24 protein-coding genes and 4 pseudogenes are annotated in these 21,012 nt (G+C 66.8%); 11 read left to right on the top strand and 17 right to left on the bottom strand.

Features of this window, described 5'->3' with window-relative positions; genetic code table 11:
- The 6 genes and pseudogenes from ABN273_RS57480 to ABN273_RS57455 form a co-directional block, all read right to left on the bottom strand.
- Positions 1–370, bottom strand: a pseudogene (locus tag ABN273_RS57480) (hypothetical protein); the annotation flags it as partial.
- A gap of 60 nt (positions 371–430) precedes the next feature.
- Positions 431–643 (bottom strand): annotated as a pseudogene (locus ABN273_RS57475) (transposase); the annotation flags it as partial.
- Positions 644–796: 153 nt separating this feature from the next.
- Positions 797–1,006, bottom strand: coding sequence for a hypothetical protein (locus ABN273_RS57470; protein ID WP_349458233.1), 210 nt, complete (start codon positions 1,004–1,006; stop codon positions 797–799).
- 305 nt (positions 1,007–1,311) lie between these two features.
- Positions 1,312–2,046, bottom strand: coding sequence for an SDR family NAD(P)-dependent oxidoreductase (locus ABN273_RS57465; RefSeq protein ID WP_349458232.1), 735 nt, complete (start codon positions 2,044–2,046; stop codon positions 1,312–1,314).
- 72 nt (positions 2,047–2,118) lie between these two features.
- On the bottom strand, positions 2,119–3,225 hold the full coding sequence (locus ABN273_RS57460) for an alanine racemase (protein ID WP_349458230.1): 1,107 nt from the start codon (positions 3,223–3,225) through the stop codon (positions 2,119–2,121).
- A gap of 125 nt (positions 3,226–3,350) precedes the next feature.
- The gene (locus ABN273_RS57455; protein ID WP_349458229.1) at positions 3,351–3,824 is read right to left on the bottom strand and encodes a RidA family protein; all 474 of its coding nucleotides are present in this window, start codon (positions 3,822–3,824) and stop codon (positions 3,351–3,353) included.
- A 77-nt stretch (positions 3,825–3,901) separates the two neighbouring features.
- On the opposite strand from ABN273_RS57455, the gene ABN273_RS57450 reads away from it, so the two are divergent.
- Positions 3,902–4,186, top strand: a complete 285-nt coding sequence (locus tag ABN273_RS57450; protein WP_349458228.1) for a hypothetical protein — start codon at positions 3,902–3,904, stop codon at positions 4,184–4,186.
- 588 nt (positions 4,187–4,774) lie between these two features.
- On the opposite strand, the gene ABN273_RS57445 is transcribed toward ABN273_RS57450, so the two are convergent.
- Complete coding sequence (locus ABN273_RS57445; protein ID WP_349458227.1) at positions 4,775–5,461, bottom strand: GntR family transcriptional regulator; 687 nt, start codon at positions 5,459–5,461, stop codon at positions 4,775–4,777.
- A gap of 447 nt (positions 5,462–5,908) precedes the next feature.
- Between ABN273_RS57445 and ABN273_RS57440 the strand changes: the two genes are divergently transcribed.
- The 6 genes and pseudogenes from ABN273_RS57440 (at position 5,909) to ABN273_RS57410 (ending at position 11,152) form a co-directional block, all read left to right on the top strand.
- On the top strand, positions 5,909–6,589 hold the full coding sequence (locus tag ABN273_RS57440) for a haloacid dehalogenase type II (protein WP_349458226.1): 681 nt from the start codon (positions 5,909–5,911) through the stop codon (positions 6,587–6,589).
- 49 nt (positions 6,590–6,638) lie between these two features.
- On the top strand, positions 6,639–7,124 hold the full coding sequence (locus ABN273_RS57435) for a RidA family protein (RefSeq protein WP_349458225.1): 486 nt from the start codon (positions 6,639–6,641) through the stop codon (positions 7,122–7,124).
- Positions 7,125–7,192: 68 nt separating this feature from the next.
- Positions 7,193–8,890, top strand: coding sequence for an NAD(P)/FAD-dependent oxidoreductase (locus ABN273_RS57425; RefSeq protein WP_502911350.1), 1,698 nt, complete (start codon positions 7,193–7,195; stop codon positions 8,888–8,890).
- A gap of 20 nt (positions 8,891–8,910) precedes the next feature.
- A complete protein-coding gene (gene solA, locus ABN273_RS57420) occupies positions 8,911–10,056 on the top strand; it encodes an N-methyl-L-tryptophan oxidase (RefSeq protein WP_349458224.1) in 1,146 nt (381 codons plus the stop codon).
- A gap of 305 nt (positions 10,057–10,361) precedes the next feature.
- Positions 10,362–10,685: pseudogene (locus tag ABN273_RS57415) on the top strand (MFS transporter); the annotation flags it as partial.
- Between the two features lie 5 nt (positions 10,686–10,690).
- Positions 10,691–11,152: an MFS transporter gene (locus ABN273_RS57410; protein WP_349458238.1), complete on the top strand. Its 462-nt coding sequence runs from the start codon at positions 10,691–10,693 to the stop codon at positions 11,150–11,152.
- A 230-nt stretch (positions 11,153–11,382) separates the two neighbouring features.
- Here the strand turns inward: ABN273_RS57410 and ABN273_RS57405 are convergent, their stop codons facing one another.
- The 3 genes from ABN273_RS57405 to ABN273_RS57395 form a co-directional block, all read right to left on the bottom strand.
- Positions 11,383–11,511, bottom strand: coding sequence for a hypothetical protein (locus tag ABN273_RS57405; RefSeq protein ID WP_349458223.1), 129 nt, complete (start codon positions 11,509–11,511; stop codon positions 11,383–11,385).
- 80 nt (positions 11,512–11,591) lie between these two features.
- Positions 11,592–11,762 (bottom strand): hypothetical protein, encoded by a 171-nt coding sequence (locus ABN273_RS57400; RefSeq protein WP_349458222.1) that lies wholly within the window; start codon positions 11,760–11,762, stop codon positions 11,592–11,594.
- 175 nt (positions 11,763–11,937) lie between these two features.
- The gene (locus tag ABN273_RS57395) at positions 11,938–12,351 is read right to left on the bottom strand and encodes an RNA-binding S4 domain-containing protein (RefSeq protein ID WP_349458221.1); all 414 of its coding nucleotides are present in this window, start codon (positions 12,349–12,351) and stop codon (positions 11,938–11,940) included.
- 173 nt (positions 12,352–12,524) lie between these two features.
- On the opposite strand from ABN273_RS57395, the gene ABN273_RS57390 reads away from it, so the two are divergent.
- The 3 genes from ABN273_RS57390 (at position 12,525) to ABN273_RS57380 (ending at position 14,061) form a co-directional block, all read left to right on the top strand.
- On the top strand, positions 12,525–13,280 hold the full coding sequence (locus tag ABN273_RS57390; RefSeq protein ID WP_349458220.1) for a chymotrypsin family serine protease: 756 nt from the start codon (positions 12,525–12,527) through the stop codon (positions 13,278–13,280).
- 80 nt (positions 13,281–13,360) lie between these two features.
- Positions 13,361–13,657, top strand: a complete 297-nt coding sequence (locus ABN273_RS57385) for a chymotrypsin family serine protease (RefSeq protein WP_349458219.1) — start codon at positions 13,361–13,363, stop codon at positions 13,655–13,657.
- 17 nt (positions 13,658–13,674) lie between these two features.
- Positions 13,675–14,061 carry a hypothetical protein gene (locus ABN273_RS57380; protein ID WP_349458218.1) on the top strand — a complete coding sequence of 129 codons (387 nt, stop codon included), beginning with the start codon at positions 13,675–13,677 and terminating at the stop codon, positions 14,059–14,061.
- A 405-nt stretch (positions 14,062–14,466) separates the two neighbouring features.
- On the opposite strand, the gene ABN273_RS57375 is transcribed toward ABN273_RS57380, so the two are convergent.
- Positions 14,467–15,714 carry a serine/threonine-protein kinase gene (locus ABN273_RS57375; RefSeq protein ID WP_502911351.1) on the bottom strand — a complete coding sequence of 416 codons (1,248 nt, stop codon included), beginning with the start codon at positions 15,712–15,714 and terminating at the stop codon, positions 14,467–14,469.
- Between ABN273_RS57375 and ABN273_RS57370 the strand changes: the two genes are divergently transcribed.
- Positions 15,688–15,963, top strand: coding sequence for a hypothetical protein (locus ABN273_RS57370; protein WP_349458237.1), 276 nt, complete (start codon positions 15,688–15,690; stop codon positions 15,961–15,963). The genes ABN273_RS57375 and ABN273_RS57370 overlap by 27 nt on opposite strands.
- Before the next feature lie 150 nt (positions 15,964–16,113).
- On the opposite strand, the pseudogene ABN273_RS60175 reads toward ABN273_RS57370, so the two are convergent.
- The 6 genes and pseudogenes from ABN273_RS60175 to ABN273_RS57340 all read right to left on the bottom strand — a co-directional run.
- Positions 16,114–16,167: pseudogene (locus ABN273_RS60175) on the bottom strand (hypothetical protein); the annotation flags it as partial.
- Positions 16,168–16,289: 122 nt separating this feature from the next.
- The gene (locus tag ABN273_RS57360) at positions 16,290–16,565 is read right to left on the bottom strand and encodes a hypothetical protein (protein WP_349458216.1); all 276 of its coding nucleotides are present in this window, start codon (positions 16,563–16,565) and stop codon (positions 16,290–16,292) included.
- 576 nt (positions 16,566–17,141) lie between these two features.
- The gene (locus ABN273_RS57355; protein ID WP_349458215.1) at positions 17,142–18,215 is read right to left on the bottom strand and encodes a DUF2398 family protein; all 1,074 of its coding nucleotides are present in this window, start codon (positions 18,213–18,215) and stop codon (positions 17,142–17,144) included.
- Between the two features lie 287 nt (positions 18,216–18,502).
- Positions 18,503–19,687, bottom strand: coding sequence for an ABC transporter substrate-binding protein (locus ABN273_RS57350; protein WP_349458213.1), 1,185 nt, complete (start codon positions 19,685–19,687; stop codon positions 18,503–18,505).
- Positions 19,688–20,058: 371 nt separating this feature from the next.
- A complete protein-coding gene (locus tag ABN273_RS57345; RefSeq protein WP_349458212.1) occupies positions 20,059–20,847 on the bottom strand; it encodes a group II intron maturase-specific domain-containing protein in 789 nt (262 codons plus the stop codon).
- Positions 20,844–21,012, bottom strand: a 169-nt coding sequence (locus tag ABN273_RS57340) for a transposase (protein ID WP_349458234.1), incomplete at its 5' end; no start/stop codon positions are given. The genes ABN273_RS57340 and ABN273_RS57345, both read right to left, overlap by 4 nt.

The raw sequence follows: 21,012 nt of genomic DNA, 5'->3' as shown, positions 1-21,012 counted from the left end.
GCTCCAGAGCGTTCTCACGGACGAACTTGGCATGGTCCATCATCGAGTTGTCGATGAGGTCGACCTGAGGACGACCCTGCTTGATCTGGGCCAGCACCTGCGCGCCATCGAGGTTGGCGACCTGGACGGTGATCCCGGTCTCCTGGGTGAACGGATCGTAGATCGCCTTCTTCAGGGCCTCGCCATAGGCCCCGCCACTGTTACGGACGGCCACCGTCTTGCCGCCACCGCCGCCGCCGCCGCCGGCGCCGCCGCCACCACTGGCGGACGAGCTCCGGCTGGTGCCGGTGCCGCAGGCGGCGAGGGAGGGAAGAGCGGCGAGGGCGGCCAGGCCGCCTGCTCCGCGCAGAAGTGCTCTACGATCGATCATGGCAATACTCCTCATCCAGGGACGTGGGACCAACAGTGCGGGGGCTTTACCTCCGCAAATGCGGGAGGCGGGATCGTGCAGGGCGGCGAACGCGGACAGAAGGCATCGCCCGCTTGCGTTGCCGGATGGCTGCTTCGGGCGCGTATTCGCCGTGGATCGAAGTCCCCGACGACGTTGTTGTCGGGGCGACGCTGGCTAGAAGGCCAGGTGAGCGGCGGTGGGGAAGCTGGAGCCGTCGCAGGCGGTGACCAGCAGGGTGGCGGCGGTCCTCACCAGAGCCGCAGCATGAAGGCACTCGTGAGGGATGAGGCAGAGCCGGGCCTTCGGCTGAGGGACGTGCCGAGCGGTCCATCGGCCCCGGCGACCTTACTCAGCAGGTAGCTTCGCGAGAGGTCTCGAAGACGATCGGGTCGCGCGGCATCGGCATCACATCACGGTCACGTAGGTCTCGCCCTTGATCGAGCGCGTCTCGCCGGGCGTCGCTTCCCAGACGCCCGTATGAATCGTCTCCCCACGGGCGACGTCCTGGGCCCAGGTCTTGAAGGCGGGGTTCCCGGAAATCAGGCGTTCCGGGAGCGGGCCGGACTCGCGCGGCGCGAAGGAGGGATTGGTGTCGATGGCCTTCAGGAGCGGCATGTCTTTCCTTTTTGGGCTTGAGAAGGATGAGCCGTTGCCGAGCGGCGTCTGGCATGTACTCGTGGCGCGGCCCGTTCCCGATGTACCGAGACTGGCGACGCGTTGCGGCTGGTGCCGGGGTGGAGCGGATGCGGTTGTCGGCACGGGCGCACTGTGGGTGGCGCAGTTCGAGTACGGCGATCGGGGCATGCGCTCGACTCGTGATCGATCGGTCATGCTGCAATCAGCGGTCGCCCGAGGCAGAAGGCGAGACGGAGAACAGGTCCGTTCAGCCCATTGCTGGTGGTGATGCCCAGCAGGGGTGTTCAGAAAGCCGTGTACCCGCCGTCAACGGTCAGGACCGATCCGGTCACGTACGACGACTCCGACGATGCGAAGAAGAGCACCGCGTCTGCGACCTCTTCAGGGGTGGCGAGGCGTTGGAGCGGGATCTGGCTCTCGCGCTCGCGGCGGTAGCCCTCGGGGTCGGGCCGGCGCTGGAACGCCGCTTCGATAATCGGGGTGGCGGTCAGACCGGGAGCGACGACGTTGACACGGATGTTGCGCGGGGCCCATTCGATCGCCGCGCCCTTGGCGAGCATGATGAGGCCCCCCTTGGCGGCGGAATACAAGACCTGCCCGGACATGCCGACCATGCCCAGCCGTGAACTGACGCAGACGAACGAGCCTCCTCCGGAGGGCATCAGCGGCGCGAAGTGCTTCATCACCAGGAACGCGCTGAGCAGGTTGCTCTCGAGCACGTTCTTCGCGTCGTCGTAGGCCATCTCGGTGAGCGGACTGACAGCCTGCAGGCCGTGGTTGAGGACGACGACGTCGACGGTGCCGAAGGACTCGGCGGCCTGCTTGGCCAGGTGCTCGACGAACGTCTCGTCATTGAGGTCTCCGGGAACGTACAGGTCGTCGGGCTCAGCGCTGTCGAGCCGCTCCCTGCGGCCGGTGAGCAGGAGCCGCGCGCCCTCGCGGCGGAAGTGGGAACTCACGGCTTCCCCGATGCCACTGCTGGCGCCGGTTATCAAGGCCGCCACGTTGTTGAGTCTCATGTCAGGCACTCCTTTGCGGGGGAGGTCGGTCGGGTTGCGGGCTCGGCCACGGAGTTTCGTCCCCGGGGCCGGTCAGTTGAGGAATCCGCGGGCGTCGACCGGCCAGCGCTGCAGCGACGTGCCCGTGCTGTCGGTGACGATCAGTTCCTCGAAACCGAGGACTACCGGGCATACGTGGTTGGGCACCACCGGTACGACGGTGCCGACGCTGGGGCGGAACTCGCCGTCCGGCAGCGGAAGGAACCCGTGGTACTCGTTGACCTTGGACAGGACCGCCTTCGTGCCGGCGATGCCGCCGTAGCCGATCTCGGGGCTGCCTTCTTTGCTGAGGGCCTTGTTGCCCACATCGACGATGACCTGGCCGGGGACCCAGTCGCTGACTACGGTGCTGGCGACGAACAGCGCGATCTGGTCCTCCGTGCAGGAGCCCAGCCGGACGTTGTTCAGATCGCCGAAGACATACTCGCCGGGACGGATCTCGGTGATCACGCCGCTGGTGGAGAACTCGAGGGTGGGAGTGGAGCCGGCGCTGACCACCTCCGCGGTGACCCCGGCACCTTCGAGGCTGCGTACCGCGGTGGTGAGCGCGGCCTCCTGGTCCTGCGTGGCGCGCCGGCGAGCGTCCCGGCCCGCGCCACCGTGACCGGGATAGGTGAAGACGCCCACCGGCACCAGACCGCGCTTGCGGGCGGCGAGCGCGAGATCGCCCGCGGCCTCGGGCGGCGCCCCGGAACGACGGGCGCCGCAGTCGACCTCGATCACGACCTGCAGGCGGTCCGGTTCGTCTCCCATCGCGTCGGCGAGGGCCTCGATCGCCGCGACGTTGTCGACGCCGACCCGCAGCCGGGCGGACTCGGCGAGCCGGCGGATCCGGGGCTTCTTCGTTCCTGCGGCCCAGATCGGGTAGGCGAGGAAGATGTCGTCGAATCCGGCCGCGGCGAAGACCTCGGCCTCACCGACATTGCCCGCGGTGATGCCGACCGCGCCGGCCTCGATCTGGCGTCGCCCGATCTCCACGCACTTGTGCGTCTTGACGTGCGGCCTGACCTTGAGGTTGTGCTGGTCGGCGAAGCCCTGGATGCGCTCGATGTTGCCCTGCATGACGTCGACCAGCACGATCGGCGCGGGGGTGTCGATCCGCTCGGCCAGAGCGTCGAGTGCTCGTTGCAGCCGGTTCACGCTGCCCTCCTTGTGGTTCTGCCTGGAATGATCGAGGGGCGCGGGTGCTGACTCCCCCTGGATGTCGAACGCGCGCGGCCCGCGACATCGCGCGTGCTCACGCCACACCACCGTCGTGCCCCGGCCTACACCGCGGTGCAGACCATCTGGATTTCGACCGGACTTTTGAGCGGTAGTCCGGCGACACCGATCGCGGTGCGGGCGTGCCGTCCGTTCTCGCCCAGTACCTCGATGAGCAGTTCGCTGGCCGCGTTGGCGACGTTCGACTGCTGACCGAAGTCCGGCGTGCTGGCCACGAAGACCAGCATCTGCACGATCCGGACCCGGTCCAGGTCGCCCACCGCCTGCACAGCGGCGGCGAGCGCGTTGAGCGCGGCATGGCGTGCGAGCTCCTGCGCCGTCTCCAGCTCGACGTCCCGGCCGACAATGCCCTGGCCCAGCAGCCAACCGTCCTTGTAAGGCAGTTGGCCCGAAATGTAGATGCTGGAGCCCAGCGTCCGGTGGTGCACGTAGTACGGATTGCCAGCGAGGCCGGGAAGATCCAGACCCAAGGCCTGGAGCCGATTGGAAGCCGAGCCGATGTTCGCTGCCGAAGCCACGGGCCGACTCACTGCGCCACCGCCGCGGACGGCACAGGGCGCAAACCCTCGCAGTTGGCCACGAGAGCCCGCTTCGTATGAATCGTGATCATCTGTACTCGGTTCTCCTCTCGAGTAACAGTGGGGGCGAAACGCCGCATGATGGCTTAAACAGCCACCGTATTGTCGTTTGTCGACCATATGCGTGCCCGTCGAGCACTGTCAATACAAACTTCAGCCTCGAGCACGACCTGGAACACCGCGTGCGGCTCGGTCCGCCGCTGCTGGAAGCGACGGTCGACGCCGTGACCCGGCTCACCGGGCTCATGCGGTTCGGCGTGGACGAGCATGTGCAGCACACCTGTCCGCATGACGATCGCTGACGGCGGCGGGATCGTCGAGCGGTTGCAACGGATGGTCGAGCCGATCCGGATCCGCCTGGAAGGCGGATCCGGTAGGAAGACGACCGTGACGCGGAAGGCAGCTCGCGTGGGTCATGAACTGCCTCACCGGCTTCGGCGAGGCGTCCCGGATTTCCACCGTGACTCGCAGCCACGGCGACGGGCGCCGACCTGCTGTGGCAGGTCAAGAGCGCTGTGGTGCTGCCGGGGCGCTCGGTCCTGGAAGACGCCCCTAACTCGCCCGGATAGGGGCCGCGCAGGTATCGCCGTGATGACCCGCAGGCAGGTGTTGTCGACGCCGACCGCGCCGCGGGAGAACCGCGCGTATGACACAAGGCCGCCGCGACCCGCCGTCTCCTGGAAGAGCGGACCCGCCCGCGCAGCTATCCCGCAACCGTAAGCGCCCCGTCGCCCCCTACCCGTCCCACCGCGCCGGCGACCGGCAACCCTCACTCAAGATCCACTACAAGATCGCGTTGACAGTGCGAGCGTGATCCTTGACTTTTCGGCATTGGTCTACAACGTCACGGTGGCGAGCGGGCTTGGACACTTCACGCAGGCAGCATGGCCTCATACATGCCGGGGCGTGCGTTCCCCTGGATCTCCCGTCTGGGCTCGCAGTCCCATTGGGAAATGGGCAGCCAGTTCCTGGCGGAACGCGTCGGTGTCGCCTTCCAGGGCAACCGCGGCCAACCTCTCGTGCTCGACGACCAATTGATGCGGGTCGTCGCTGTAAGTGCGGTGATCGACGCTGAGGTAGAGGCGCAGCTTGGTCTCCCAGCCGTTCCAGAGACTCTGCAGGATGCCGTGCCCCGAGAGATCGTAGAACAGCCTGTGGAAGCGAAGGTGTGCGTCGATGCTGGCCGGGATGTCGTCCTTCTCCATTGCCCGGCGGAGATCCTCGACAGTTTGCAGCAACTGCGGCCGCTCAGGACCGCGTAGTGCTTCGGCTGAGAGCTCGGCGGCGTAGGGTTCGACACGTAGCCGGACCGAGTCGATCTCAGCGACCTCGCGAGCGCTCACCTCTACGACGAACGCCCCGCGGTAGGGGATCTTGACGACGAGCCCTTCCTCCTCCAGCTTGGTCAGCGCCTCGCGCAGCGGGGACCGGCTGATCCCGAGATCTGCGGCGATGTGCGCCTCGCGCAGCTGTCCACCAGGAGGTACGGTCCCGTCGAGGATGGCGGCACGCAGCACGCGGTAGACGCCGTCCGGCGTCGTCGTCCGCTGCTCCTGCCACTCGAACTTGTGGTCCACCCCGTTGGCCTCCCTCGGTGCTTGTCGACCACTTGGTCGTTTGTCGACTCTACCTCCACTGGTTTGCATCCACACCTCAAGTTGGTTGTCCGGCACGGAGCTCCCTGAATTCACAGCCGTGCCCCATCCGGCTCACGGGTCGCGGCGACAGGTCGGCGTCTCGAGTGGCGCCGTTTGGCTGTCAGGCTGATGCCGGGCCGGCCACCTCCGTCTCTCCGGCGCTCTGCCGGTCCGCACGGACTCGGAGCCGACCTCGACTGAGAGCCGATTGCGCCCGACCCGGCGGATCACCTCCTTCATACGGCAGTGGATCAGCGCCGGTTCTGTCTGAGGCACTCCTCCGACGTGGTTGACAGTCGAGTCCCATTTGGTCGACAATCGACTAGCAGAATGGTCGACAATCGACCGGAGCGCCAGGTTGCTCCACTGAAGCACTAGGAGGACCAGATGGGATTCGACGTCAAGCCCAAGTTCGTGACGTTCGACATGAACGGCACGCTGATCAAGTTCAGCATTAACGACGCGATGCGTGAGGTCCTGGGCGACCGGCTGCCGGCCGAGGTCGCCGATGAGTTCCTGCGGATCTGCAAGGCGTACCGGATCGACGAGTGCACGGGCGCGTACCAGCCGTTCCACCAGGTCGTCGCGCGTTCCATGGAGCGTGCATTGCACAAGGTCGGCCTGGAGTACCGCGAGGACGAGGCGCGGGCGGTGTACGAGCGCATCCCCACCTGGGGCCCGTACCCCGGTGTCACCGAGGCGCTGAACCGCCTGGCCGAGGCTGTCCCGCTCGTCATCATCACCAACAGCGACACCGCGCATGCCGTACGCCTCGCGGAGAACCTCAAGGCCCCCTTCGAGGTCGTCATCAGCGCCGAGGAGATGGGCGTCTACAAGCCACGGCTCCGCGCCTTCGAGTACATGTTCGACAAGCTCGGCGTGACACCCGACGAGCTCGTGCACGTCTCCGCGAGCCCGATGTACGACCATCGCTCCGCGGCCATCATGGGCATCAAGAACAAGGTGTACGTCGACCGCGGCTTCGAACACGACGAGCACTGGCTCGGATACGAGCGGATCACCGACATCGCCGACCTCCCGGTCCTCTTCGGCCTGCCGCGCCCCTGACACCCGAGCGGAGAACCGAGAAAATGATCCGCAGCAAGGCGGTGGCGGCGTGAGTCTGCCCTTGCGTCAAACCGTCAAGGGTGACTCGGCTTCGGAAAGGCTCCATGCCCTGGGGCTGACGCTACCCGTCCTCGCCGGCACCACGTACCTCGTGCCCCACCGGACGGTGGGCTCCACCATCCACCTCTCCGGCCAACTCCCGTTCCAGGACGGCGAGCTGCTGGGGCAGGGCGTTGTCGGCCGGGACGTGGAGCTGGAGACGGCGCAGGAGCTCGCGCGCCATGCCGCGCTCAACGCGCTCGCCGCCGCTGTGCAGGCGGTGGGCGAGCTGGACCGGGTCCGGATCGTGCAGATGCTGGTCTTCGTGGCCAGTACGCCGGACTTCGGTGAGCAGTCGAACGTCGCCAACGCGGCCAGTGAACTGCTCATCGAGGTGTTGGGCGAGAACGGACGGCACGCTCGCACCGCGATCGGTGTCGCCGGACTACCGCTCAACACCCCTGTCGAGATCCAGGTGATCTGCACCGCTGTGTAGCGGCGAGCCAATCATGAGCAGTGCGGCGGTGGCCCGGCTTCAACAGGCACTCGACGCCCTCGTCCAGCATGATCGACACCCCGGTGCCGATCATGCTGGACGACGCGATGCAAGACAGCGTCGACCAAGTCATCGACGCGTCCTTCCGGCGCAGGTCCGACCCAGAGGCCACCCGCCGTAAGCGTGAAGGGCAGATCCCGCTCCAGCGCCTCGCCACTCCCGAAAAGATCGCCGACGCCGTCCTCTTCCTCGCGTCGTCGGAGCCCTCGTACATCCCCGGGGCAACGCACCCCGTCGACGGCGGCCACACCGCCTTCCAGCAGCGGCCCACGCGGTTCCCAGAGACAGATGAAGGACACACCATGAACGCCCTTGCGGCACCACCCCGAAACGGAGAACTCGGCTTCTGGGTGGCCCAACTGGCCGACAAGAAGCCCTCATTCCCCCGCTTCACCGGCCAGGACTCCGTCGACGTGGCCATAGTCGGCGGCGGCTACACCGGCCTGTGGGCGGCGTACTTCGCCAAGAAGCTCGAACCGTCACTCTCCGTCGCCGTCTTCGAGGCCGAACAGGTCGGCTACGGCGCATCAGGACGCAACGGTGGCTGGCTCTCGGCAATGCCTCCGGGAAACCGTGCCACCTTCGCCCGCGCCGGGGGAGGGCTGGAAGCGAGCCGGGCACTGCAGCAGGAATTCGTCGCCGGCGTCGACGCCGTCCTGGACATCCTCCAGGCCGAAAGCATCAACGCCGATCAGCACAAGGGCGGCGCACTCGTCGCCGCCCACACTCGGGCGGGGCTGGGCCGGCTGGTGGCCAGACGCGATGCCGACCAGAAGTACGGGCTGGCTGACGACGAAGTCCACATGCTCGACCGGGACGAGTTCCGGAGCCGTATCAACATCTCCACCGTCTACGGCGGGCTCTTCTACAAGCACTGCGCGCGGTTCCACCCCGCGAAACTCGTCTACGGCCTCGCCGACACCCTGACCTCCATGGGGGTCAGGATCTTCGAGGGCAGCCGGGTGGACAGTGTCGGGGGCAAGATCCTCACCTTGGCCAACGGACGCGTCACCGCGGCCAAGACGTTCGTCTGCACCGAAGGCTATTCGGGACGTCTGCTCGGCCGCCGGAGCCTGATCCCGGTCAATTCCTCGTTGATCGTGACCAAACCTCTGTCGGAGGAGGCGTGGCAAGAGATCGGCTGGGACGGGCTGCAGTGTCTCAGCGACTGCGCGCACACGTTCATCTATGCCCAGCGGACGTCGGACGGCCGTATCGCGATAGGGGGCCGCGGTGTCCCCTACCGGTTCGGGTCCGGCACCGGGGGAGCTGGTGCGACCGCCCAGTCCACCATTGACCTGCTCTCGCAGAAGCTCAGTACCTTCTTCCCGGCCATCCCCTTCGAGGCGGACCACGCCTGGTCGGGAGTCCTGGGTGTCACGCGTGACTGGAACGGCGGCGTGCACTGGGATCCGGCAGCGGGGATCGGATCGTCCACCGGCTACGCGGGACACGGCGTCACGTCGGCTTACGTGGGCGGCAGGACGCTCGTGGAGCTCGCCTTCGAGAAGGAAACCGAACGGACCACCCTTCCCTGGGTCGGCTACCGGGCACGGAAGTGGGAACCGGAACCCATCCGCTGGCTGGGCGTTCACGCCATGTACCGCCTCTTCGGTATTGCCGACCAGTGGGAAGAGCGCAGGGGTTCCAGCACGACCTCACTGCTGGCCCGATTCGGCAGCAGGCTCGCCGGACTTCACGAGTAAACGAAAAGGAGACTGCTCTCATGGACGCACAACTCGCAGTCATCGGCTTGGGCAGCATCGGAAGCATGGCCCTGTGGCAGGCCTCGCGGCTGTCCGACTCGGTAGTGGGTTTCGAGGCCGCCACCCCGGCCCACGGCCGCAGTGCCGTGGGCGGGGACACCCGCCTGTTCCGCATGGTCTACCTCGGCAGGCCCGAGTACTACCCCATCATCGAACGCTCCCGCGGCCTGTGGGCCGAGCTCGAAGCGGAAACCGGGCAGGACATCCTCACGACCACCGGGGGGCTGTCCATCGGGACGGCGAACAGTGACTTCATCAACAGCCTCCTCGAGACAACGCGCATCAACGGAGCCGAGCACTGCGTCCTGAGCCGGGAGGAGTTGGCGGAACGCTACCCCCAGCACAACCTCCGCCCCGACGACTGCGCCGTCTACGACCCCCGCGCCGGCGTTCTGCGCACCGACCGCGCCGTCAGCGCTGCCGTCGCGGCGGCCCGGGCGAACGGTGCCACCGTCCTTCAGAACACACCCGTGGACAGCATCACCGAAACCGACCACGGCGTGGTCGTCACCTCGGGCGACAGAACCTGGACGTTCGAGAAGGTCATCGTCGCCTCGGGCGGCTGGTCCCGAAGGCTCATGCCCGACCACCTCAAGGCTGTCACGGAAACCCATCGGATCGTCCTGACCTGGTTCATCGCTCAGGACGGCACGCAGTTCTCGCCGGAGAAATTCCCCATCTTCAGCCGGCTGTACGACGATCGCTCCATGTACGGGGCACCCGCCGTCGATGGCGTGACGGTCAAGGCATCGGTGGACGGACCGCTGGACGGACGCGGAAGGGAAACCCCCGACCCGGACTCCGTGCCCAGGGAACTCACCCCGCAAGAGGTCGAGAAGGTCACCGATATCGTCACCGACTTCTTCCCCGGCCTGATCCCCACCATCGTGCGCTCCGACGCCTTCCCCGACCTTTTCACCGAGGACAGGCATCCTCTCCTCGGCTGGCTGGACGAGAACAGCAGGGTCTACTGTGCCACCGGATTCTCCGGAAAGGGCTTCAAGATGGCGACCGGCTATGGCCACATCGCCGCACACGAGGCGCTCGGCAAGCAGACCATCGAAGGCCTGGACTTCGTGCGTCCGGACCGGTTCAAGACCAGGTAACCGCCCACTCCGGCCGCCTCGGCGCAGTGGCCTCGGTAGCGACATCCTGCTGACGGTCGTTGCGGGACTCATCTCTTGATGTCCCGCAACGATGCCGAGAACCAGCCGTATGCCGAACGCGCCCCCTGGGCCGTCCTCGCCCAGGCCGCCGTCCTGGGCCCTGCTCGGGGCGCTCGCGGTCACGGGGGCCGGTGGAGTACGCATCCCGCGGCTGAGGCAGCGGGCGTCGTCCCACCCCGGAGCGCCCACGGACCTTCTCAGCGGGACGGCGCAGACGGTGCCGGAGCGACCGCGTACGCCCGATCGTGCTGACCGGCTGCGTGCTGCGGGTCGCCGGGTTCGCCTGGCTGGGGTACGCGGAGCAGACCTGGACGGTGGTCGGCGCGGTGCTCCTGATCGGCTTCGCCGCCGCACTGTTCTCACCGGCGGTGGAGTCCGAAGTGGCCCGGCAGGCAATGATCAGGGAGGAGGAGGGCCACGGTTCACGTACTCGGGTGCTGGCTCTGCTGAGCGCGGCCGGACAGGCCGGTGCCTTCATCGGCCCGCTGCTCGGCGCCCTGCTGCTCGCCGTGGACTTCCGCACGACCTGCCTCGCCGGAGCCGCCGTTTTCGTCCTCGTCCTGGCCGGGCACGTATGGCTGATGCCGCAGCACATCCCCGGCCGAGTGCGCACCCGGCAGCGGGCGGCACGCGCGTACTGCTGCGCAACCGCAGCTTCCTCGCCCTGTGCTGCGCTTACGGCACCTATCTGCTCGCCTACAACCAGCTCTACCTCGCCCTGCCGGACGAGGTGCAGTGCGCGACCGGCTCCCAGACAGCCCTGTCCTGGCTGTTCGCCCTGTCCTCCCTGCTGGTCGTCTGCGCCCAACTGCCCCTCACACGCTGGGCAGGTGACCGGCTCGGCCTGCGCCGCTCAATGATCGCCGGGCTGCTGCTCATCGCGGCCGGTTTCGGGGTCGTGGCCGAGAACTCGTTCTTCAGGTCGAGGTGGCGCTGGGTGAGGGTGTTGCGGGGGACGCCGGCCTCGACGGTCGCGCTCGTCTGCTGCTCCGCTCACGGTGTCGGGTGCTTCAGGGTGATCCCGGTGCGGTCGTGACTGTCGGCGATGCCGCGCAGCCGTTCGGCGTGGTCACGTAGCCGTTCGCTAGGGAGCGCATGTGCCGCGCCGATACCCGGGCCAGCACCGGGCATTTGGCCATCAAGCGCCTCGAACGACGAGTCGCTCGAGGCGTTTGTCCGGTTGCATGTCAAGGGACCGTCACGCCGTACGCGATCAAGCTGTGACCTGCGCCGACTCCCTCACCGTGACCCAGGGCCGAAGTGTTCTCATGTTGTGAAACCGAGTAGCTGACGGCCGTCGGCGGGGTGGCGGCGGTAGTGGTCGGTGGCGGCGGCGATGTTGGTCCAGCCGATCAGGCGGGCCAGGCCGATGGCCAGGTTGCGCAGGCTGGCCATGATCCGGGGTGCGGTGCCGGTCCGGCTGCGGGAGGCGTCCTCGCGGTGGTGCAGGGCTGCGATGCTCCAGTGGCCGCGGATCAGGGCGGCGAGCTGGGCGTGGGTGATCCGTCCGGGTGGAGGCTGGTGACGGCGTAGATGGTGACGATGGTGGTCTTGCCGGTTCTGCGGTCGGTGCGGCGGCGTTTGACCTGGATCGCCTGGGATGCGTGGGGGAAGGGCAGGCCCGGGCGGACGGTGCAGATCTTCATGCGTCGAATCTCGCGGCGGCGTTGAAACATGGCATCCCGGGGCCTCGAACGGTCCAGCGATGCTGTCAGCACCAGCTCGGCGGCGTTGTTCCTGACGGCCGGAAGGCCGGGGGAGCACAGCGCCGGTGAGGTGGGCGCGCGAGAAACGCGCATCCAGTTCCATGCGGCATGTCGTTCACTCGGGGCGAGCCCGGCGGCCTCGCCCCTCCACCATCGGGCGCCCGAGCAGCTTGTCGATGCTGCGGCGTTCGCGTTTGGTGGGACGGCCCGCGCCACGAGTGCGGACGGCCACCGTCACGGCCTCCTCGGGCGGAGGGGGTGGAGGGCTCTTGTCGACGTAACACTCGGCGGCCACGGCGGCGCCGACGCGCTTGGTGATGATCCGTGAGACGACCACGATGCGTTCGCGGCCCTCGTGCCGCAGCCGGACCTCGTCACCGACCCGGACGATGTGCGCGGGTTTGACCCGCACCCCGTTGACCCGGACGTGACCGCCCCGGCAGGCGTCGGACGCGATCGAACGAGTCTTGGCCAGCCGCACCGACCAGATCCAGCTGTCCACCCGAGCGCTCAGTTGTTCACCTGCCACTCCGACACTGTACTGAGATCGTCGCGCCGCCAGCATCCACGCCCTTCCTGGCCAAGGGCACAACTTCGCGCCGTCCAAACCTATCCGCGCTGGCGGACCTCGGCACCGAACACATCAGCATGCTTGAGGGGCATGTCAGGCTGGGGTTCCGCCAGCTACGAGGTGATCAGGTAGTGCTCAACCGGGATGCTGGCCGAACCGTCCGGTCTGCTGTCACGCGCTCTGCCCGGCTCAAGACCATCGCGAGCGAAATCCTCACCCTGGATGGCCAGATCCCCGGTGCTGACAAGCTCATCGAAAGCTCCATTTGGGCAGCACGCAACCAGGTCATGGTGCAAGCAAGTGAGGTGACCCCGGAACTGCGGCTGGGCCTTGCGCAGCGGTACGGAGCAACAACGGTATCCGTCTGGCTGCGTCCAGGTCTGGAACATCCCATCCGCATGATCGCGGGACCGGACGACCCCGACCCGGACGTCCGCACCTTCAAGTGTTCGAGCGACAGCAAGGGCAATGAACTCGACTGCCGCCTGAAGGATGGGATCGTCAATAATCCCCGATGGAGTCTCGGTCTCGACTTCTACATCAACGGCGGCAGCCGCTTCAGAACTGCAGCCGGAGGGTCATGCAGCACCGGCTTCGCCTGGGGGACGAAGACCGACAGCTTCTATCTCACGGCTGGACATTGCCTCCCCACGAACCTGCCAGCAGCCGACGCGGCCAGGCTGACCGACTATGGCTTCGTCGACGGCGCCCGCATTCTTGGCGATCAGGCGGGCACCACGTTACCGACGGCAAAGGATCCGTTATCCGTCCAGAACCGCAAGGCGGCTTCCATGGGGACCTGGCTCGGATCAAGCTCACCGCGCGCATGCAGACGGCTTCCATTTTCACCAGCGACACCAAGTCGGACAGCGAGAAATCTCCGGTAGCCGGAAAATGGAGCCGCAGCCCCAGGCAGAACGACGAGTACTGCACCGGTGGCTACAGAACGGGACAGGAGTGCGGATGGGTGGTCAATGACCCCACGACGATAGCCGACTACCGGGAAGCTCCGGGAGACCCCGCCGAGCACGTGGTCCCCGTGGTGTCCGGTGGCAGGATAGGAACCTGCACCTGGCGCGGCGACTCGGGTGGACCCGTATACACCATCATCGACAGCGGACCCGCCCAGGGGTACATCACGGCCAAGGGCATTATCAGCGGTGGGAGCAAGGCGGGTTCCGGGATCTGCACCCAGTACTTTACTGATATCAGGCTGGCGGCCAAGGCGTTCGGCGGCGACATCAAGAAACGCAAGATCACCTGAGTGGGTCGGAGTGGATCATGGCGAATCGCCTGGGATTGGCGTTAGCTGCCATCAGCGTCCTACTGGCTGCCGGGTGCGGCCGGCAAGCACGCTGGTATCCCATCGAGTCCGCTGCTGCCGACTCTGGCGGTCGCACGATAACCGCCGTGATCCTCACCGGCAGGCCAGGCTCCGATGGAAAGTTCTGCGCGCAGGTCACCGATACCGAGGTGGTAGAAACCTCGGAGCAGGTTGTCCTGGGAATCAAGGTTCGCGACGTTTGTGAGCCGATCTTCCCGTGGGAAGACGGGGGCACATCAACGAACTTTGGCTTTGCGCGCAAGTATCAGTTCCACCTCAAGGGGCCACTTGCAAGGCGCCATTTGGTGGACCAGGCAACGCAGCGGGAAATTCCCATTCTCTAGAAACAAACGTGCTGTGCAGGGCGACACGTCGAGCGCCCGCACAGCACGTTGCTGTAGATTCTCATTCTTCGTGACATCCGAGTAGCCCTGCATCGCTGGGCAGCTATCTGAAACAGCCCGAGTTCAGGCTTTCGGATGCCTTCGTCATCGCCACTGGGAAGATGCTGGGGACACCTGAGGGAGGCGCTGGCTCGCACGCGACATGATCCATTCCTGAGTCGTGTTGGTCCACAACCCGTGGCGTTGCTGCGTGAAATCCGAGGCGGCTTCCTATCCAATCCGAGGTAGGGCACGTCGAGCTCGCGGAGGGTGCTGCGCGATCTCGGAGTGTTTGTCCCATGCGGGCCGGTGGACGACGGGCGGACGTTGCCTGGCGGAGGTGCCGGACGCGGCTGTGCCCGGCGGTCAGCGATTCCTCCTTAGCCAGTTCGGGAGCGGGTTCCATCCGCGCCGCTTGTCGTTGCTGCGATGAACGCGCGTCCGATCAGGGTCAGCGACCCCCGCGTCCGGCTTAGAGATCGACGGCTGGAGGTCGGGCGCCGGCGTCTCTGTCAGGTGGAGCAGCACCTCGCGCATGGGTGGCCGCTTTATAGGGTCCTTCTCCAGACAAGGTCGGGCGATGGAGTACAACGGCTCTGGGAGGGCCTTCAGGCGGGATGGCTCCTCTTGGAGCACCTTGTACATGACCTCCGCGACGCTGGCGCCGTCGAACGGCGGCGATCCGGTCGCGGCGAAAAGGAGGACCCCGGCCCAGGCGAACGCGTCGGCGGCGGGACCGGCCCGCTCACCCCTCATCGACTCTGGCGCCATATACGCTGGGGTGCCGACGATGCCGGTGGCGGTGATGGTGGCCAAGTCCTGGTTTGTAGCGATGCCGAAGTCGATGACCCTGGGTCCGTCAGGGCCTAGCAAGATGTTGCTGGGCTTGAAGTCGCGATGCACGATTCCCGTGGCATGGATGGAGGCCAGCGCCATGGCGGTACCGACAGCCAGACGGTGCAAGGCGGCCCCGCTGAATGGCCCACGCTCGCTGACGGCTTGTTGCAGGGAAGGGCCCGGGACGTACTCGCTCACGATATAGGGCCGGTCGGCCTCCACATCGGCGTCGATAACCGTCGCGATGGAGAAGGCGGCCACCCGGCGGGCGACCTCGAACTCGCGGACGAATCGTGCTCGTGTGACATGGTCGTTGAACTCCACGTGCAGCACCTTGATCGCCACCGGTCTGCCTTGTGGTGTCTCGCCGAGGTAGACCACTCCTTGCCCGCCCTCGCCCAGAACTCCGCGCAGCCGATAGCGGCCCAAGCTGCTCGGATCAGGGGGACGCAGTGGCATGACTCCCTCGACAGCGGACGCGATGGATGGGAACTGTACGTGATCCCCGGAGACCGTTGGGGATGGCGGGACTGGCCTAGCGGCGGGAAGACGGTCGTTCCGGCTGAAGGTCATCTTCCTGCGAACGTTGCGCCTGCTGGGATACACCACCGTGTCCCGCGAGCCCTCGTCGCCGTAGAAGACGGTGGGTGGCGCCGAATCCGTCCGTTGCTCGGAGGCGAAGTGGAACGTCATCGATACCGGCCCGTACTCGGCGGGGAAGGTGTAGGACCTGAGCCGCAGCAGTTGTGAATGTTCCAGCAGTTCGGCGGTCTTCACTCCCTGTACGCGGCGCCAGGCCCGTACCCAAGGAGCGGGATCGACGCCGACCACGGCGACGACCGTTCTGACCCGTTCGAGGGGCGGCAGGCGATCGCTTCTCAGCATGTCGTGCAGGGACGTGTGCGGCAGGTCTGGCAGTCCCAGTTGTTTCGCCCGGAGGCTCACCTGCCGCAGCGACAGACCACCGCCCCAGACCAGCAGAAGGTTCAACTTGACCACGAACTCGGCGGCGGTCCGAACATCTGAGGGGTCTGGAGGCTGGTCTCCGGGGACTCGCACCTCCAGGGTTGCCGCGGAAGCTCTGGCATCCTCCCAGTGTGCCCGCCAGGTGGAGAGGTCCGTGATCCCACACGCGGTCAAGAACGCTTCCACCGTCGGCCAGGAGGGCAGCCGCCGGCCCCGGGCCGCGTCCGACAGCGCACTGCTGGAGCAGCGCACCCTGGTCGACATCTCGCGATACGTCGGGGCTCCGGCTTCGTGGCGCGCCCGGCGCAGCCTCAACGCGAAGCCTTGAACCGGGTCCGCGGGCCGGTCAAGGGGTTTCTCAGGGCGGGCCATGGCGGCGGGCCTGGTCAGGCTGGGCGGTGGCCGGGGTTGCGCTGAATGAGTCGGCGGGCCAGTTCGATGCCGCCCCACCCTGCGATCAGAACCACCTCCAGTGCTTCCATCCGGCCCAGGCCGCGGGCGGTCAGGACGACGACGAGAACCATCACGACGATCACGATTGCGGCGCGCCAGCCGCTCTCATCTGGTGTGCAGCCGAGCCGGCTGGAAGACGGTCGTGCGGGAGAACGCCTGCGTGTCATGTCAGCGCCTTTCTGGAGTTCCTGGTCCGGGCGAGCGATCACAGAAAGGAGGCTCCTGCACCGCGGCGATTGCCGTCCCCGGGTGCGCGCATCCTTTGATGTTCATCATCATGAGCGGAGACGGCGGCGTCGAGATCCATTGAACGCTTTCGGACGTGGTCGGGCGAAAGCGAACGCGTCCGTACGCGGAGCGTGGCGGCATTACCGCAGCGTGACACCCACGACGTGGTCGATGGTGTCGAACCGGAGGCCACAGTTGACCACGGCCATGTCCGAGTACGTTCGCGACTCTGGCCCCCAGCGCGATGGTGGGGGATAACTGGGATGTCGCTGTCCAGGCGCCGCCTGTTGGTCCGAGCGAGCCATGTGGACATCACGAAGGGCTTCCTGTTGCCGCGGGAAGCCCTTCACACGCTCACCATGTTGGTCAGCCTGGGCCGGGAACGAATTCACCCAACGCTTCGTCCCGACCTCGACCAGTGGCTGGAGGAACGCCATGACGATTCTGCGCCGTTCCTCAACGTCAAGGGGCGGCCCATCCCGATCGCGTGTCCTGCTCCTCAGTGCTGTAGCGCTCACGCCTCAGATAAGAGGGACGAACGACAAGATGCCTCAGGATCAACGAGACAGCCTCGGGCGCAAACGCGGCATCCAGCCACCGCTTTCCGCCGAATCGTCGTGACCAGGGCAATCAGGATGCAAAGAGTTCAATGAGGCAGCTATTGGAATGCCGCCTCCGCCTTTCTGTGGGCCTCCTGGGCGATCAGGGGCAGCAGCTTGGCGGGATCGGCACGGCGTCCCGGAGCTGGAGTGGATTGTCGAGGATGTCCGTCCGCCAGACGCCGGTATGGGCTTGCGCGAGCTTGCCGAGTTCGTTGTCGACGACGTGCCACGGGGGAGCACGCCAGGCACGGTCCGGCCGTCGAGCGTCACCTCCGTGCCGGTGCTCGGCTGCAGGGCCTGGATGAGGGCGTCGATGAGAAGCAGCGCGGCCTGCCGTACGGTACCGGTGCCGGGAAGGACGACATCGGTGAGCTGTGCGTCGGCGTCATAGGCGAGCGCCCCCTCCGTGCGTACCTCGAGGGTCAGGCCGAAGCCCTCCTCGAGGATACGGGTGAGCTCAGTGCGCTCCCTGCGCAGCAGGTCGCGCTCGGCGTCGCTGAGGTCGCCCCGATGCACCAGCGGGTTCTCCACGAGCTTGCGGCGTAACGTGCGACGCGGTTGCTCGGGCTCGTCCGGATCGGCGGCCCAGAGCAGGTCGGGACGGTCCAGCGGATGCAGGGGGCGGGCGATGAGATGGGGCAGCAGCCCTCCCGCGGTGACCGCGTCCGCCCGAATCTGTTCGACGAGCTGCGAGAGCAGCACCTGCTCACCCACGTCCCGCGTCAGAAGCCCGGCGCAGACCAGCGCCAGATAGGTGTATGTACGCGGCGTGAACTCGCTGCCGGAGGAGCGGCGAGCAGGGCGGACCGGGGCCTCTGGTGACAAGGGAGCCTTGATCAGCCGGGCGAAACCAGACTCGACGACCAGCGCGTAGCCGAGCAGTCGCCCGAAGGCCGGCTTGAGCGTGGCGGCATGCCTGCGTACGAGTGGGAGCTGCTCACCATGGCGGTACGCGGTGAGCACGGGGTTGGCGAGGAGCGCGCGGGCGGCCATGCGGCGTTCGTCGGCATCGTGAGCTGCAGTGGTCATCCGTCGGTTCCTGTCTGGCTGACGTCGGCAGGGTCGTCGGACATGGAAAGCGGGAGGTAGGCCGCTCACCTTTCGTGGCAGGAGGCGTCACTGTATCGTGCGGGTGGGCTGGCCGCCGCCCCATATCTGAGGCGACCGGCGCGAATGAAACGTGTCTGGCCGGCTGACCGACTCCGGTTCCGAGCGGTACGCGAAGGCCAGGTTGCCTGCGGCCACCCACCCGGCCATCACGGAGGGTGCCCTCGTCCGGGCGAGCCCTGGCAGGCCCGCTCATAGTAGTGCCAACCTCAACGGGCGAAGGCGAGATCGGCGTTGGGGCGTACCTCCGGCAGGCGGGTGCTCGTCACGATCGCCAGCTCGACCGGATGTCGCCCGCCCGGCCGCCACTGGCCGCCCACCAGCGGGATCAGAGCCACGTTGGGGGTCGGCCCGCTGGTCCAATCCAGCGGGCCCGCGATGGTGTCCAGCCGGGTGCGGCTGATTGCCTGGGCCACCGAACGCCGGTCGGCGAGGTCGTCGGCGGTTGACAGGGCGTGGACGGCCACCTCCACCAGGGCGTAGGCGAGGCCCAGGGGCTGCAGCCACTGGTTGCCGGTGTGTTGCTCGTAGACCTCGGCCAGCAGGGCGGGTGTGGTCCCGTCCAGACTGGAGCGGAACGGGTGGCGTGGTGACCAGTAGACGAGGGTGGCGATGCCCGCGCCGCTCAGGTCGCCGGCCGCCGTGGTGCACGGATAGGTCAGCCAGCGGGAGGAGGTGATGAGGCGGGGACGCAGCCCGTGCTCGATGGCCTGGCGGTGGAACAGGGCAAGGTCGTCCTCGGTCGCGGCGGTGGTGATGATCTCGGTGCCCGCCTGCCGGAAGTGGTCGATGTACGGGGTGAAGGTCGTGGCGGGTTCCCGGTAGCCGCCGGGGTCCACCAGCCGATGTCCTCGTTCGGCGGCCTGGGGTAGGAAGCCATGGTGGGGGTGGCGCAGCAGGCGACCCGGCAGTTGGTTGTTCCACAGACAGCCGACCGGAGCGGAATGCGGCGCGCACAACTGCCACATCTCGGTGAAGACGTCGGCGATGTCGTCCAGGCCCCACGCGAAGTGGTAGGTCCAGGCGAAGGGGCGCGAAGGGTCCCCGCCGCGCCCGTACACGTAGGCCTGCCACGGAAACGTCGTGGACACACAGGGTACGCCGAGCTCTTCGCAGGTGTCGGCGACCGCGGGCAGTACCTGGGTGCCGCCCAGGGTGAGCACGACCTGTGCCCGCTCCTGCTCCACGAGCTCGTGCACCGCCCGGCGGGCCACGGCTGGGTCGGAGCGGCTGTCCCGGCCGGCCAGGCGGAGGTTGTGTCGTCTACCGTCGTTGACGACATGGGTCACGGTCGGTGCCAGGAGATTCAGGACGAAGGACAGGGGATCACCGAGCCGGGACAACCTGCCGGTGTGGGGGATGACGGCACCGATGCACAGGTCTCCGACGGCCATCGCCGGCCCTCCTATTATGTCGCACCGTAAGTAATGTGTCGCTCCAGGTAATCATCACCTCGCTGTCGAGCGAATCCTGACGCGCCGTCACCCCATCTACTTGCCCGAGCCGCCGCCTGAGTCTGGGAGGGGCGCTTGCGGGGCAGCCGCCGGGTCATCAGGGTGACCGCCGTCCAGTTCAGGAAGGTCTCGCTGTGCGTGGCCAGGCGTTCGTAGTCGCGGCAGTTGCGGCGGGCTCTCATGATCCACGACAACGTGTTGGGTCGAGTCCGGGCGCGGTGCCTGGATTGCTCCAGGTCCGTTTCCCGGACCCGCCCGCCGAACCCGGCGTGCGACTCTCACTGCACCGGGCTCTCCACGAGATCATGCCGTCAGGCAGGTGTTGTCAGGGCTGTCGGCCAGGTGACGGAATCTTGGTTCCTCGATAGCGATAGCGAGTCACCGGAACCGATGCGATCTTGAACAATTCGACCCCGTCGAAGGCGATGGGTTGCCATCCCCGTGGGGTGCGCAGCCATCGCTGGATGGCTCCAGGTCATGCGGTTGCGCTGCATCACCCAATGGATCACTCGCCACCAGATGAAGTTCTGCAGGTGGGAGAAGGTGTGCTTGGCGACCGCGTGCTTGAAGTAGTTAGCCCATCCCCGCTGGATGTAGTTGATGCGTACCAGCGTTTCCCTGTAGCTCAGATGCGACAATCTGCGGGTCAGCGACTTGATCTTCCGTTTCAGCGCCTGGACCGGCTTGTCGGCGATGAACGTGTTGACGTGCCACTTGTTCGTTCCTCGCTTGCGGCGCCAGATGATGTGGAACCCGAGGAAGTCGATCCCGTCGGCAAGGTGGACGATCCTGGTCTTGGCCTCCGACAGGCGAAGGCCCATCGGTGCCAGGACCTCACTCACCTGATCACGCAGTTGTTCGACGTGCTCGGCGGTGCCGTGGACCAGGACGAGGAAGTCATCCGCGTAGCGGACGAGCTGCCAGGTCGCCAGCCCTTGGGCGCGTCTGTTCCTGCGCTGCTGGCTGTCGCCCGCCGCTGCCCACTGCTCGACGAAGAAGTCGTCCAGCACCGACAAGGCGATGTTGGCCAGCAAGGGTGAGAGGACGCCACCTTGTGGCGTGCCGGAGGTGGTCTCGTTCCGCTGGCCGAGCTCAGTCATGATCCCGGCCTTGAGAGTGGGGCTCCGCCACAAGAGGTGGCGAAGTAGCTGGGTGACCACAAGAGGCCCTGCATGATGGCGCGGGTGACGCGGCCGGTGAATTCCTTGCACAGGTAGTGGGAGGAGACGCCCTTGAGAGAGTTGACGAGTTTGCTGATGGCGACC

It is taken from the genome of Nonomuraea sp. B19D2, from assembly GCF_040137845.1.
Lineage (GTDB): Bacteria > Actinomycetota > Actinomycetes > Streptosporangiales > Streptosporangiaceae > Nonomuraea.
Note: the sequence above shows the minus strand (reverse complement) of the source record. Positions and strands in the feature narration are given on the sequence as shown.